The following is a 12,821-nucleotide window of genomic DNA, read 5'->3' as shown; positions in this document are numbered from 1 at the left end:
GGCCAAACCGCCTGCACGCAAGGTCACGGCAGTGACCCCGCCTGCGCGCAGGGTCAGGATCGTGACCCTGCCTGGCGAGGTCGCACCTGGGCGTACCGGACGGCGCACCCCGCTCCGCGGTCACAGCACCCGCTGCCCCTTCCCGAGGGCTATCACCCCGCCCTTCGACACCGTGTACAGCTCCTGGTCCCGCTCCGGATTGACGCCGATCGTGGCGCCAGCCGGGACCTCGACGTTCTTGTCGAGGACGGCTCCGCGTACCACCGCACCGCGCCCGATGCGCACGTTGTCGTGCAGGACCGAGCCCTGCACGACGGCGCCGGGTCCGACGGTCACTCCGGGTGAGAGCACGGACCGGGTGACCTGGCCGCGGATCACACAGCCGGGGCTGACGACCGACTCGCTCGCGATCCCGCCCGCGCAGAACCTCGCGGGCGGCAGCTGGCCGGGGTGGGTGTAGATGGGCCAGAGGCGGTTCTCCAGGCTGAATCCGGGGCGTTCCGCGATCAGGTCCATATGCGCTTCGTAGTACGAATCGAGGGTGCCCACGTCGCGCCAGTAGCCGTGCTCGGCCGCGCTCTCCCCCGGCACGTGGTTGGCGTCGAAGTCGTAGAGCTGCGCCATCCCTCGCTCGGTGAGCATCGGCAGGATCGAGCCGCCCATGTCGTGCACCGACCGGGGGTCCTCGGCGTCCCGGTGCAGCGCGTCGACGAGGACCTTGGTGGTGAAGACGTAGTTGCCCATGGAGGCGAAGACCCGGTCCGGGTCGCCGGGCAGGCCGGGAGGGTCGGCGGGCTTCTCCAGGAAACGCTCCACCCGGGTGCCGTCCGCGGCGGGGCTGATGACGCCGAACGACGAGGCGTCGGCGCGCGGCACCCTGATCCCGGCCACGGTGACCCCGGCCCCGCTCTCGATGTGCTGCTTCAGCATGTGGCGCGGGTCCATGCGGTAGACGTGGTCGGCGCCGAAGACGGCGATGTGGTCGGGCTGTTCGTCGTGGACCAGATTGAGGGACTGCAGGATCGCGTCCGCGCTGCCGAGGTACCAGCGCGGGCCGAGCCGCTGCTGCGCGGGCACGGGCGTCACGTAGTTGCCGAGGAGGCCGGACATCCGCCATGTGGTGGTGACGTGGCGGTCCAGGGAGTGCGACTTGTACTGGGTCAGTACGCAGATCCGCAGGATGTCCCCGTTGACCAGGTTGGACAGGACGAAGTCGACGAGCCGGTACGTGCCGCCGAAGGTGACCGCCGGTTTCGCGCGGTCGGCGGTGAGCGGCATCAGCCGTTTGCCCTCCCCTCCCGCCAGAACGATCCCGAGCACCGAAGGTCCACCGCGCATCGCGCCCCCTCACGCCATCGGCTCGCGCCGTCAGTCCGACTTGAGCGTCCGCTCGTACACCTCGTAGGTACGCCGGGCCACTTGGTCCCAGCCGAATGTGGTGACCGCGCGCCGCCGGCCGGCCTCGCCCATCCGCCGCGCCGTCGCGGGGTCGTCGAGCACCCGGTTGAGGGCTTCGGTGAGCCCCGTCTCGAAGTCCTGCGGATGCCGGGCGTCGTACGGTACGAGCAGCCCGGTCAGGCCGTCCTCGACGACTTCGGGAACGCCGCCGACGGCCGACGCGACGACGGCGGTTCCACAGGCCATCGCCTCCAGGTTCACGATGCCGAGCGGCTCGTACACGGAAGGGCAGGCGAACACCGCGGCATGGGTGAGGAGTTGGACCACGTCCGGCCTCGGCAGCATGCCGGGGATCCACAGCACCCCGTCCCGGGCACGGCCGAGCTCCTCGACGAGTTCACGGAACTCGGCGCCGATCTCGGGGGTGTCGGGGGCGCCGGCGCAGAGCACGAGCTGGGCGGCGGGGTCGAGGGCGCGGGCTGCGCGCAGCAGGTGCGGAACGCCCTTCTGGCGCGTGATGCGGCCGACGAACAGGACGTAGGGGCGCGCGGGGTCGATGCCGAGGCCGCGCAGCACGTCCGTCGAGGGGTCGGGCCGGTAGAGGGCCGTGTCGATGCCGTTGTGGACGACGTGGACCCTGGCCGGGTCGAGGGCCGGGTAGCAGTCGAGGATGTCGGCGCGCATGCCGTGGGAGACGGCGATGACGGCGTCGGCCGCCTCGACCGCGGTGCGCTCGGCCCAGCCGGACAGGGCGTATCCGCCACCGAGCTGCTCGGCCTTCCAGGGCCGCAGGGGCTCCAGCGAGTGCGAGGTGACGACGTGCGGGACGCCGTACAGCAGCTTGGCGAGATGGCCGGCGAGATTCGCGTACCAGGTGTGGGAGTGCACGACTTCACGGCCGGCGAGCGCCGCGGCCATCGACAGATCGACGGAGAAGGTGCGCAGGGCGTCGTTGGCTCCGTCGAGCCCAGCGAGGGCGGTGTGCCGGACCGCCCCGTTCGCAGGGCCCTCGCCCCAGCAGTGCACATCCAGGTCGGTCAGTGCCCGTAACTCACGGGCGAGGAACTCCACATGAACTCCGGCGCCGCCGTAGACATCCGGCGGATACTCGCGTGTGAGCAGTCCCACCCTCATACCTCGATGGTCACTCAGATACGGCCGGGGCGGAAGACCGCTGCGGGCAGAGGCACGATCCGGAACCGGGCGCGGGCAGGAGGAGGCACCATCCGGAACGGGACCCGAGGACGTGTCCGCACCGGAGACGCCTCAGCGCCGGCGCGTCGGCGGGCGGTCGAAGACGCAGTCGCCGCACAGCCCTCCGCCGGAGCAGCGGTAGTAGAGGCAGCAGGTGGTCCGGCGCAGGGCCGGGCCACGGACGGTGCCGGACAGGTCCGGGTGCGCCAGCAGTCCGGCCGTGAGGTCCGCGGCCCGTGCGGCGGCCTCGGGCCGGTGCTGTGCCCTGGCCCAGCGGGTGAGTTCGCGCAGGGCTCCGGCGAGCGCGGAGCCGGCGTTGCCCCACAGCAGCCGGGGCGAGATGCCCACGTCGCGGCGCAGCGCCTCGGCGAGCGGCACGAGATGGCCGTACTGGACGGCGTCCCGGATGCTCTCGACGGTGCCGGGGAGGGTCCCGGCCCGGGTCCAGCGCAGGTCGTCGGGCGAGGTGAGTGCCGGGTCCCAGTGCAGGGCGCCGGCCGCCGGGTCGGGGAACTCGCCGTAGAGCGCCGCGGGGCCGAGCGCGGTGGACCAGAGGCGGGCGGCGAGCCCGAGATGCGCGATGGAGGCGGCGACCCTGCGCTCGGGCGTGTGCAGCCGGGCGGCGACGCGGTCGACCCGGGCGGTCAGGGGTGCGGTGTCTCCGCCGTAGAGCCGGGCCAGCGGCAGATGCCCCGTGCCGGGCTCCCCGGTGCGTACGGCGAAGAACCCGCCGACCGACTCCAGCTCTTTCCCGTCCACTTCTCCCCCGGTTCGGTCGATGATCGGTGTCGCGTCGGTCAGGAGCGAATCCCGCCCGGGACCGCTCACCGTCACCTTGCCAGGTGGCCCGGCGAAACCGCCGGGCGGTGCCCCGCGCGTACTCCCGTACTCCGTCGGCAGTACACCGAAGTGCCTGCTCAAGGACGACGACGGGAGCGGCCGGCCTTCGAGATCGTGTCTGCCATGAGCTCCCTCGCGCCGGCCGTGCTGCTGTCCCTGGTCTCCGCGGTCGCCTACGCGGCCGCGGCGATCGTGCAGGAGCGGGTGGCCGCGGGTGACTCCGACGGGTCGTACGCGCCGGTGCGCAGCGCCGGGTGGTGGGCGGCTCTGGGTCTGAACGGGGCGGGCGGGCTGCTGCACGTGGCCGCGCTGGCGTACGGGCCGTTGAGCCTGGTGCAGCCGCTCGGCGCGCTGACCGTCGTGTTCGCCCTGCCCATGGCCGCCCTCTTCACAGGGCGCACGGCGGCGGCGGGCACCTGGCGGGGCGCGGGGCTCGCCACGGCGGGGCTCGCCGGTCTGCTGGCGCTGACGGAGACCGGGGAGTCCCGTGCGCCGGACGGCGGGGAACGGCTGGCGCTGGCCGCGGTAGCGTTCGCGGCGATCGCCGCGCTGTTCGTCGTGGCACGGCGGGTGCGGCGGCCCATGATGCGCGGGGTGGCCCTGGCGGGCGGCGCGGGGGTGGCCTTCGGCGTCGCTTCGGTGTTCACCAAGATCGTCGCCGAGGAACTGCCGGGCCGGGCGGGCATGACAGACCTGACGAACCTGGCCGACCTGACGAACCTGACCGACCTGACGGTCCGCTCGCCGGTCGGGCTGCTGCCCGGCGTGCTGCCCGGTCTCCTGATGATCGCGGCGACGGCCACGGCCGGACTGCTGCTGTCGCAGGCGTCCTACCGAAGCGCGGGGCTCGCCGCACCCCTGGCGACCGTGACGGTCGTGAACCCGGTGGTCGCTGCCGCGGTCGGCGTCCTGCTCTTCGGCGAACGGTTCCGCTACGGGCCGGGCGGCACCGCGCTCGCCGTCGTCTGCGCCGTCGCGGCAGGCGCGGGGCTCCTTCTGCTCACGGCGCGGCGCCATCCCACGGCGGCCGGGCCGGCGCCCGGACCCGTGTCAGATCCCGACCCCGCCGGAGCGGAGGTACGCCAGCGGATCGATGTCGGAGCCGTACCCCGGGCCGGTGCGCACCTCGAAGTGGAGATGCGGTCCGGTGCTGTTGCCGGTGGATCCTGAACGGGCGATCCGCTGGCCGCTGTTGACCCGCTGACCCTCGCGGACGGTGAGCGCCGACAGATGCGCGTACTGGCTGTACCTGCCGTCCTCGTGCCGGATGACGATCTGATAGCCGTACGCCCCCGCCCAGCCGGCCGAGACGACCCGGCCGTTGGCGACGGCCTTCACCGATGTGCCGGTGGGCACGGGGAAGTCCACGCCCGTGTGGTAGCCGCTGGACCAGGAGGAACCGGCCTTGCCGTACGGAGTGCCGGTGCCCGCGGCCACGGGCGCGCTGAAGCCTGACGTGTGCTTGGCCCGGTCGGTGCGCTCCTGCCCGCGCTGTTCCTTCTGGCGCTGTTCCTTCTGGCGCTGTTCCTTCTGCCGCTCCTTCTGCCGCTGTTCCTGCCGGGGCTCGGACTCGGGCTTCGGCTTCGCCTGGTGCACAGCCTCCGGTTTCGCCTGCGGCTTGCGCTGCTGGGGCTTCGGCTGTGCCTCCGGCCGACCGGGCGCCGCCGGACGGGGCGCGGTGACGCGCAGGACGAGCCGCTGGCCCGGGAGGATGAGATCGGGGTCGTCGCCGACGACCTTCCGGTTGGCGTCGTAGAGGGCCTGCCAGCCGCCCCGGACCCGCTGGGAGTCGGCGATGCCGGAGAGCGAGTCGCCCCGCGCCACCGTGTAGCTCTCACGCTGGGTGGGCACGGTGGTCGGCGTCACCGCCTGCACGGTCCGCTTGACGGGGGCGGTACCGGGCTCGCGCTGCCCCACCTGTGAGGCGTCGGGCGCGTCACCGCCCCGGGTGAGCCCCGCGCGTAAGGAACAGGTCGGCCAGGCGCGCGGCCCCTGCCCCTTGAGCACCCTCTCGGCGATCGCGATCTGCTGGTCCCTGGTGGCGAGGTCGGCGCGGGGGGCGTAGGCCGTCCCGCCATACCCCTCCCAGGTCGACTGGCTGAACTGCAGCCCGCCGAAATGGCCGTTGCCGGTGTTGACGTGCCATCTGCCGGTGGACTCGCAGGCCGCGACCTTCTCCCAGACGTCCTCGGAGGCCGCGTTCGCCACGCCCGCGCCGATCAGCGGCAGCGCCATGCCCGCGCCACCCGCCGTGACGGTGAGCGAGGCACGGTTGATACGGCTCGGCTGGTAGCGGCGGTGTCGTCCACGAACGGCCATGAGTCCCCCTTGAACACCTCGGCAGCCGCCCAAGCTATGGGCTCGGAACACGGCATGACAAGAGGGTGCGTCAGGCGCCACGGCGCAACGGCGGGCCGCCGTTCGGAGGAATTCGGGGAATGATGCGCCCCTTGAGCGACTTGGCCTCTCATGAACGCCGCACTCCCGTCCTGCGTATCCATACTGGCCACGGGGGCGCACTTCCGACGGACTCGACGTACTCGACGTACTCCAGGAGCACACGCATGAGTGGTACCGCCCAGATCGGCGTCACCGGGCTCGCGGTGATGGGCCGCAATCTCGCCCGCAATTTCGCGCGCAACGGATTCACGGTGGCCCTGCACAACCGGACCAGCGCCCGCACCCGCGAACTCGTCGAGGCCTTCGGCGACGAAGGGTCCTTCGTCCCCGCCGAGAGCGCCGAGGAGTTCGTGGCCGCGCTGGAGCGGCCGCGCCGCCTGGTGATCATGGTCAAGGCGGGCGATCCCACCGACGCGGTGATCGAGGAGTTCGCGCCGCTGCTCGAGCCCGGTGACGTCATCATCGACGGCGGCAACGCGCACTTCGCCGACACCCGGCGACGCGAACGCGAGCTGCGCGAGCGCGGCATCCACTTCGTGGGCGTGGGCATCTCCGGCGGTGAGGAGGGCGCGCTGCACGGGCCGAGCATCATGCCGGGCGGCTCCGAGGAGTCCTACGCCTCGCTCGGCCCGCTGCTGGAGAAGATCGCCGCGAAGGCGCCGGACGGCACGCCCTGCACCACGCACATCGGCCCGGACGGCGCGGGCCACTTCGTGAAGATGGTGCACAACGGCATCGAGTACGCGGACATGCAGCTCATCGCCGAGGCGTATCACCTGCTGCGCTCGGTCGCCGGTTACTCGCCCGAGAAGATCGCCGAGACGTTCCGCGGCTGGAACACGGGACGGCTCGACTCCTATCTGATCGAGATCACGGCCGAAGTGCTGGCGCACAAGGACGCGGCGACCGGCAAGCCGTTCATCGACATCGTCGCCGACCGCGCCGAGCAGAAGGGCACCGGTCGCTGGACCGTGCAGATCGCGCTGGACCTGGGGGTTCCCGTCTCCGGTATCGCCGAGGCGGTCTTCGCCCGCTCGCTCTCCGGGCACGCCGACCTGCGCGAGGCCTCGCACTCCCTGCCGGGGCCGGTGCCGCAGCCGCTCGGCGAGAAGGACGCCGCACACTTCGCGGACCAGGTCGAGCAGGCCCTGTACGCGTCGAAGATCGTGTCGTACACCCAGGGCTTCCACCACATCCAGGCGGGCAGCGACGCCTACGACTGGAACATCGACCTGGGCGCGGTCGCGTCGATCTGGCGGGCGGGATGCATCATCCGCGCCGCGTTCCTGGACCGGATCCGCGCCGCGTACGACGCACAGCCGAACCTGCCGAGCCTGCTGTCCGACAAGCAGTTCGCCGAGGAGATCGGCACGGCCCAGGACGACTGGCGCGCCGTGGTCGCGGCGGCGGCGCGGCAGGGCGTACCGACTCCGGGCTTCTCGGCGGCGCTCGCGTACTACGACGCGCTGCGGGCGCGCCGGCTGCCGGCGGCGCTCACCCAGGGCCAGCGCGACTTCTTCGGCGCGCACACCTACCGGCGCACCGACCGTGACGGATCGTTCCACACGCTGTGGGGCGGCGACCGGTCGGAGGTGCGCACCGACTGACGCGGTACGGGGCCGCCTCGCCCGGAGAGCCGGGCCCGCTCAGCTCATCGGGCCGGGCGGCTCGGGCTCGGGCACCGGGTCGGGTCCCGGGGGCTTCGGGATCGGGTCGGGTGCGGGGCCGGGCGGTGGCTGTGGCGGGGGTACGGGCCCGGGCTCGGGTCCCGGTGCGGGTCCCGGTTCCGGTCCGGGTCCGGGTCCCGGTCCTGGACCGGGCGGCGGGGTGGGTGCGGGTGGTACGGGGTCGGGGGGCGGCGGTTGTGTCATGACGGACTCTCCCGGTTCGGTGGGGCAGCACATCCGGGGCCGTACGGCTCCGGATTCCAGGGTCCACCGATGCGGGTGCCCCCGCGTGCCCGGTCCAGTCATTGGGAGGGCGGCTGTTCCAAGCGGAGGCCGCCACCGCAGGCCGTTGCCGCAGACCGCCACCGCTGACGCTCGCGGCGTCGAGAACGGGTGCTGGGGCCGGCCGGGTGTGTGGCGAGGCAGGTGCGGGCCCGGGGCGCCGGTGGCACCCCGGGCCCGCACCGGGCCGTCACAGTCCCGGGTGCCTCGTCAGCTGCCGCTCGGCCTCCTGCACCAGCGCGGCCGGAGGCACCGGCGCCTCGTCGGGATGGCGCTGGGCCCACTTGGCCGCGTACGGGCAAAGAGGCACGACGGGCACGCCCTCGCGGGCGGCCATCGCGTAGAACTCGCGAACCAGCGAGCTCGCGACGCCCTTGCCCTCGAACATCGGCTCCACGATGGTGTGGACCGGGACGAGCGCGGCCGGATCGAAGTCCAGCGTGAAGTACGCGACGTGACCGGCGAACATGCCGTCCACGTACGCCTCCAGGCGACCCTTCTCCCGGTCGTCGCGGATGTCTGGATCGGCCATCGTGTTCTCCTCTGGTCAGTTCTCGGGTCGGTTCTCGGGTCAGTTCGCCGCGGTGGCGGCCGGGACTGCGTGGGGGCTGCTCTCGGTGTCGCTGCCGGGCACGGGCCGCGACGGGTCCGAGCCCAGCTCGACGATGCGGTTGCGCTCGTCGACATGGACGACGCGCGGCACCAGCGCGCGAGCCTCGGCGTCGTCGACCTGGGCGTAGCTGATGAGGATCACCAGATCGCCGGGGTGGACGAGATGGGCGGCAGCACCGTTGATGCCGATGACTCCGGAACCGCGTTCGCCCTCGATGACGTAGGTCTCCAGCCGGGCCCCATTGTCGATGTCGACGATGTGCACGAGTTCGCCGGGGAGCAGGTCCGCGGCCTCCATCAGTGCGGCGTCGACGGTCACGGATCCGACGTAGTGGAGATCCGCCTGGGTCACGGTGGCGCGGTGGATCTTGGACTTGAACATGGTACGAAACATGCCAAAACTCCTGAAATGCCTGCTGCTCCCTGCCTGCTTTCTGCAGGTCAAGGGCGATCTCTGGAGCCTACAACGAGTCGCTTGCCCGGGCAGCGGGTTCGGTGCTGCGCTCCGGGGGCGGGCGGAGGGCAGCGTAGGTGCCCGCGCAGGCGGCGATCACCATCACGCAGACGGCGAAGACGAGCCCCGCCGTGCGCAGCCCGAGCCAGGTGGCCATCGCGCCGACGCCGACGACCGGCAGGGAGATACCGGTGTACGCGACGACGAAGAACGCCGAGATCGTCCCGCCCCGCTGGTGTGCCGGGGCCGCGTCGCCGACGAGGGTGAGCGCCGCGCGGAAGGCGAGGCCCTGGCCCGCTCCCCCGCACAGGGCGCCCACCACGAGCAGGGGCAGCGACTGGGCGATCAGTGACGAGGCCACCAGCATGAGTCCCACGACCAGGAGGCCGCACCCGACGGGGAGCGCCCGGCGGACACCGACCATCGGGGTCAGCGACTGTCCGGCCGTCGAGGCGAGGAACACGGAGAAGACGACCGCGCCGGTGACGGCGAGGTTGTGCACGTCCAGGGTCGTCGCCACGAAGCTCGGCGCCACGGCGGTGAACAGCCCCAGCAGCGCGAAGCCGGCGAAGGCCGCTACCGATGCGGGCACGAACACGCCCTTGACCTCGTCGGGCACGCTGACGCCCTGCGGCTTCAGCGGTGGCCACTTCTTCGGGTGCTCGACGGTCTCCGGCAGCGACCAGGTGATCAGGCACCCCACCGCGATCAGTCCCAGGTGGACCCAGAAGACCAGCGTCAGCGGCCGGGGCGCGTACTGCGCGAGCAGGCCTGACAGCAGTGGTCCGCAGCCGAGGCCGCCCATGTTCGCGGCGGTGGCGGCGAACCCGGCACGCGCTTTGCGTCCCGGGCGGGCGAGTTCGATGACGGCGGCCGTCGCCGCACCGCTCAGCAGCCCGGCGGCGACACCGGAGAGCAGTCGCCCCGCGAAGAGCAGGGGCAGACCGCGCTCCAGCAGAAAGCAGCCCGCACTCGCGGCGGAGAAGGCCATGGCGGCCAGGAGCACAGGCCTTCGGCCCACGTCGTCCGAGTAGTTGCCGGCCACCAGGAGCACGGTGATGACGGCGAGGGCGTAGACGGCGAACACCAGCGTGACGACCAGCTCGGAGAAGCCGATCTCCTGCTGATAGAGGCCATACAGGGGGGTGGGCAGGGTCGTCCCGGCCATGCCGATCGCGAACACGGCGGCCGCCGCGAGATAACCCGGGCGCCGGGGCGGCCCGCCATCACTGCGCACAGCAACAGCATCTCGCCGGGCAGGAGCATCCGCGCGTCGGGCGCTCCCCAGCGCGTGCGAGGGCGAATCCGCCCGGCGGGCGGCGAGTCGGGCGGGCGACCCGGGGCGAAGCCCGTGCGATACATTTTGCGGCGCCTTGACCACGATCATTTTCAGACGACGGAGACTGGCTTCTCAATGACGGACATAGTCAACGGACTTGGCCGGGCCACCGCCTACGGTGCCCTCGGCGTGGTACTGCTGATCCTCGGAATCCTCCTGGTGGACCTGTTGACGCCCGGAAAGCTGGGCCGGCAGATCTGGGAGGAGCGCAATCGCAACGCGGCCGTTCTGCTGAGCTCTGCCCTGCTCGGTATCGGCGGCATCGTCTTCACCTCGATCTGGACGACCTACAACGACTTCGGCAAGGGCCTCGCGTCGACCGCGGCGTTCGGTCTGCTCGGGCTGGTGCTGATGGCCGTGGCGTTCCTGGTCGTCGACCTCGTGACGCCGGGCAAGCTGGGGGCGACGCTGGTGGAGCCGGAGCCGCACCCGGCGGTGTGGGTCACGGCGTCGTGCAACATCGCGGTGGCGGCGATCGTCTCGGCGTCGATCGCCTGACGACAGGAATCCGCCTGACGACACGGACCTGGCGCGCTACGGACCGTACGCGCTACCCGCCTTGCGCGCTACGGACCGTGCCCACCGCGGACCGTGCGTGACTCCGAAGGCACGCCTTACGGGCCGCACCATGCCGGGCCGTACTGCCGCCGCGCGACCGACCGGGCCGGATTTCCGGCGCTTTGTGCCCGCCGGGCTGCATTGCGCCGGATCCCGCGTGATGCTGGTAGTCAGTTCCCCCGTCCCCAGACACGGGATTCGCCCGGAGGCACATCATGAAGCAGGAAAAGAGCGGCGAGCAGCCGGAGAGCAGGCAGGGGCCGGCGCAGATATTCACCGGATCGGAACGGCCCTTCGACGCCGAGGATCTGGTGATGGCGTCCGGCCGTGAGCCCACGCCCGCCAACCTGGCACGCGCCCGCAAGGAGATCGAGGAGAAGGGCGCCGCGGCGCTGGAGCGTTACCTGCCGTGACGGGGAGTGCGCGCCCGCACACCACCGAAGCCGTGACGTACGGTTGCCGCCCCCTCCCCCTTCGCACACACCGCAGCGCTCGGCGCAGAAACGCCAAAGCGTAACGTCAAAGCATCAAAAGCGGGCATATGGGTATGAGCCCGGCAGAGCTCGACCGACGGTCGCGCCGCAACCAACGGCGTCGGCCTCCTCCCGTCGAAGGATGCTCATGTCCCCCATCGCCAGCACCCGACATCCCACGACCGTCCGTGCCGCCCGCCCGGAGCGTTCGGCGGCACTCGACGGTCTGCCGGAGATTCCGGACTTCCGCACCATCAGCGCGCTGGACGCGCGAGCGCTCTCCGTTTCCCTGTTCCGGCGGCTCCGCACGCTGGAGGAGGGTACGGAGGAGTACTCGTACGTCCGCAACACGCTCGTGGAGCTCAATCTGAGCCTCGTGAAGTTCGCCGCCACCCGCTTCCGCGGCCGCAGCGAACCCATGGAGGACATCGTCCAGGTCGGCACGGTCGGCCTGATCAAGGCGATCAACCGCTTCGACGTCGAGCGCGAGGTCGAGTTCACCTCCTTCGCGCTGCCCACCGTCGTCGGAGAGATCAAGCGCTTCTTCCGTGACACCAGCTGGGCCGTGCGGGTGCCGCGGCGGCTGCAGGAGCTGCGACTGGACCTCGCCAAGGCGTACGACGTCATGGAGCAGGACCTCGGCCGCGCGCCCACCGCGGCAGAACTGGCCGACCGCCTCGGGCTCACGGAGGAGGAGGTCGTCGAGGGCCAGCGCGCCGCCAACGGCTACGTGGCCCGCTCTATCGAGCCTCTCGAGGACGACGAGTCCACGAGTCCCCTCACGCGCCGACTGGGCGCGGAGGATCCGGCCCTGGACATCGTCGAGTGTCTGGAGTGCCTGAAGCCGCTGATCGCGGAGCTGCCCGAGCGCGAACGCACCATCCTCGCCCTGCGGTTCGGGGACGATCTGACCCAGTCGGAGATCGGCGAGCGGCTCGGCATCTCGCAGATGCACGTCTCCCGGCTGCTGGCTCGGGTCCTCGCGAAACTGCGCGCGGCGCTGCTGGCGGACGACGCCGGACCGGAGGACGAACCGGTCGGACGTGGGTGCGCAACACGGTTATTAGTCCCGCGTCCGCAGTGGAGGGCGCCGCAGCGGTAGGTCGACGAGAGAGGATTGGACTTCGCTATGGGTGAAGGCATCTGGGGCTTCCCGGAGAGCGCGGGACTCGTACCGGGGGCGCAGCTCATCGGCTACCACGTCGAGGCGACCGACGGCGCCATTGGCAAGATCGACAAGCACTCCGGGGACGTCGGCAGGTCCTACATCGTCGTGAACACCGGGCCGTGGATCTTCGGTCACCATGTGCTCGTCCCGGCGGGAGTCATCTCGCGCATCGATCACGAGGGCGAGACGGTCCACGTGGACTGCTCGAAGCAGCAGATCAAGGACTCGCCGGACTTCGAGAGCGGGCGGTACGACGACGATGTGGCTTCCATCCGTCTCATCGAGCAGCACTACGGCCGTCATATGTGACGGCTCAGGGGGTTCTCTCGCTCGCGACTCGCGCCGATGCGTCGCGCCCCGTCGCACCGGCGCGAGTCGCAGACGACGCCTCACGCCCGGCCACCCCGCTCACGCCCGGCCACCCCGCGCGGCGGCC

At 71.7% G+C, this 12,821-nt stretch carries 13 protein-coding genes; 6 read left to right on the top strand and 7 right to left on the bottom strand.

Annotated elements, in window-relative coordinates; all coding sequences use genetic code 11:
• Nucleotides 1–120 precede the first annotated feature (120 nt).
• From glgC to ACIQMR_RS11545, 3 genes are all read right to left on the bottom strand, one after another.
• Nucleotides 121–1,338 (bottom strand): glucose-1-phosphate adenylyltransferase, encoded by a 1,218-nt coding sequence (gene glgC / locus ACIQMR_RS11555; RefSeq protein ID WP_401385194.1) that lies wholly within the window; start codon nt 1,336–1,338, stop codon nt 121–123.
• Nucleotides 1,339–1,368: 30 nt separating this feature from the next.
• Nucleotides 1,369–2,532 (bottom strand): glycogen synthase, encoded by a 1,164-nt coding sequence (gene glgA, locus ACIQMR_RS11550; protein WP_401385193.1) that lies wholly within the window; start codon nt 2,530–2,532, stop codon nt 1,369–1,371.
• Nucleotides 2,533–2,664: 132 nt separating this feature from the next.
• On the bottom strand, nt 2,665–3,351 hold the full coding sequence (locus ACIQMR_RS11545) for an IucA/IucC family C-terminal-domain containing protein (RefSeq protein ID WP_401385192.1): 687 nt from the start codon (nt 3,349–3,351) through the stop codon (nt 2,665–2,667).
• Nucleotides 3,352–3,555: 204 nt separating this feature from the next.
• Here ACIQMR_RS11545 and ACIQMR_RS11540 point away from each other — a divergent pair, with 204 nt between their 5' ends.
• The gene (locus ACIQMR_RS11540; protein WP_401385191.1) at nt 3,556–4,602 is read left to right on the top strand and encodes a DMT family transporter; all 1,047 of its coding nucleotides are present in this window, start codon (nt 3,556–3,558) and stop codon (nt 4,600–4,602) included.
• Here ACIQMR_RS11540 and ACIQMR_RS11535 read toward each other — a convergent pair.
• Nucleotides 4,483–5,751 (bottom strand): peptidoglycan DD-metalloendopeptidase family protein, encoded by a 1,269-nt coding sequence (locus ACIQMR_RS11535; RefSeq protein WP_401385190.1) that lies wholly within the window; start codon nt 5,749–5,751, stop codon nt 4,483–4,485. The two genes, ACIQMR_RS11540 and ACIQMR_RS11535, sit on opposite strands and share 120 nt — an antisense overlap.
• Nucleotides 5,752–5,996: 245 nt before the next feature.
• Here ACIQMR_RS11535 and gndA point away from each other — a divergent pair, with 245 nt between their 5' ends.
• Nucleotides 5,997–7,439 carry an NADP-dependent phosphogluconate dehydrogenase gene (gene gndA, locus ACIQMR_RS11530; protein WP_401385189.1) on the top strand — a complete coding sequence of 481 codons (1,443 nt, stop codon included), beginning with the start codon at nt 5,997–5,999 and terminating at the stop codon, nt 7,437–7,439.
• Between the two features lie 532 nt (nt 7,440–7,971).
• Here gndA and ACIQMR_RS11525 read toward each other — a convergent pair.
• The 3 genes from ACIQMR_RS11525 to ACIQMR_RS11515 form a co-directional block, all read right to left on the bottom strand.
• Nucleotides 7,972–8,313, bottom strand: a complete 342-nt coding sequence (locus ACIQMR_RS11525) for a GNAT family N-acetyltransferase (RefSeq protein WP_401385188.1) — start codon at nt 8,311–8,313, stop codon at nt 7,972–7,974.
• Between the two features lie 39 nt (nt 8,314–8,352).
• Nucleotides 8,353–8,787 carry an aspartate 1-decarboxylase gene (panD, locus tag ACIQMR_RS11520; RefSeq protein ID WP_401385187.1) on the bottom strand — a complete coding sequence of 145 codons (435 nt, stop codon included), beginning with the start codon at nt 8,785–8,787 and terminating at the stop codon, nt 8,353–8,355.
• A gap of 67 nt (nt 8,788–8,854) precedes the next feature.
• A complete protein-coding gene (locus ACIQMR_RS11515) occupies nt 8,855–10,084 on the bottom strand; it encodes an MFS transporter (protein ID WP_401385186.1) in 1,230 nt (409 codons plus the stop codon).
• A 177-nt stretch (nt 10,085–10,261) separates the two neighbouring features.
• Between ACIQMR_RS11515 and ACIQMR_RS11510 the strand changes: the two genes are divergently transcribed.
• From ACIQMR_RS11510 to ACIQMR_RS11495, 4 genes are all read left to right on the top strand, one after another.
• Nucleotides 10,262–10,684 (top strand): DUF350 domain-containing protein, encoded by a 423-nt coding sequence (locus ACIQMR_RS11510; protein ID WP_266385717.1) that lies wholly within the window; start codon nt 10,262–10,264, stop codon nt 10,682–10,684.
• A 275-nt stretch (nt 10,685–10,959) separates the two neighbouring features.
• Complete coding sequence (locus ACIQMR_RS11505; RefSeq protein WP_266385720.1) at nt 10,960–11,157, top strand: hypothetical protein; 198 nt, start codon at nt 10,960–10,962, stop codon at nt 11,155–11,157.
• Between the two features lie 202 nt (nt 11,158–11,359).
• Nucleotides 11,360–12,319, top strand: a complete 960-nt coding sequence (locus ACIQMR_RS11500) for a SigB/SigF/SigG family RNA polymerase sigma factor (protein WP_401385185.1) — start codon at nt 11,360–11,362, stop codon at nt 12,317–12,319.
• A gap of 27 nt (nt 12,320–12,346) precedes the next feature.
• A complete protein-coding gene (locus ACIQMR_RS11495) occupies nt 12,347–12,694 on the top strand; it encodes a PRC-barrel domain containing protein (protein WP_401385184.1) in 348 nt (115 codons plus the stop codon).
• The last annotated feature ends 127 nt before the right edge of the window (nt 12,695–12,821 follow it).

It is taken from the genome of Streptomyces sp. NPDC091376, assembly GCF_044757085.1.
GTDB classification, from domain to species: domain Bacteria; phylum Actinomycetota; class Actinomycetes; order Streptomycetales; family Streptomycetaceae; genus Streptomyces; species Streptomyces pratisoli.
This window is presented reverse-complemented; position numbering and strand designations above follow the sequence as displayed.

Bases quoted from the DNA above. Each gene is read 5' to 3' on its own strand.
- glgA (WP_401385193.1), bottom strand. From the start codon at position 2,532: ATGAGGGTGGGACTGCTCACACGCGAGTATCCGCCGGATGTCTACGGC.
- ACIQMR_RS11540 (WP_401385191.1), top strand. From the start codon at position 3,556: ATGAGCTCCCTCGCGCCGGCCGTGCTGCTGTCCCTGGTCTCCGCGGTC.
- glgC (WP_401385194.1), bottom strand. From the start codon at position 1,338: ATGCGCGGTGGACCTTCGGTGCTCGGGATCGTTCTGGCGGGAGGGGAG.
- ACIQMR_RS11525 (WP_401385188.1), bottom strand. From the start codon at position 8,313: ATGGCCGATCCAGACATCCGCGACGACCGGGAGAAGGGTCGCCTGGAG.
- ACIQMR_RS11505 (WP_266385720.1), top strand. From the start codon at position 10,960: ATGAAGCAGGAAAAGAGCGGCGAGCAGCCGGAGAGCAGGCAGGGGCCG.
- ACIQMR_RS11510 (WP_266385717.1), top strand. From the start codon at position 10,262: ATGACGGACATAGTCAACGGACTTGGCCGGGCCACCGCCTACGGTGCC.
- gndA (WP_401385189.1), top strand. From the start codon at position 5,997: ATGAGTGGTACCGCCCAGATCGGCGTCACCGGGCTCGCGGTGATGGGC.
- panD (WP_401385187.1), bottom strand. From the start codon at position 8,787: ATGTTTCGTACCATGTTCAAGTCCAAGATCCACCGCGCCACCGTGACC.
- ACIQMR_RS11535 (WP_401385190.1), bottom strand. From the start codon at position 5,751: ATGGCCGTTCGTGGACGACACCGCCGCTACCAGCCGAGCCGTATCAAC.
- ACIQMR_RS11500 (WP_401385185.1), top strand. From the start codon at position 11,360: ATGCTCATGTCCCCCATCGCCAGCACCCGACATCCCACGACCGTCCGT.
- ACIQMR_RS11495 (WP_401385184.1), top strand. From the start codon at position 12,347: ATGGGTGAAGGCATCTGGGGCTTCCCGGAGAGCGCGGGACTCGTACCG.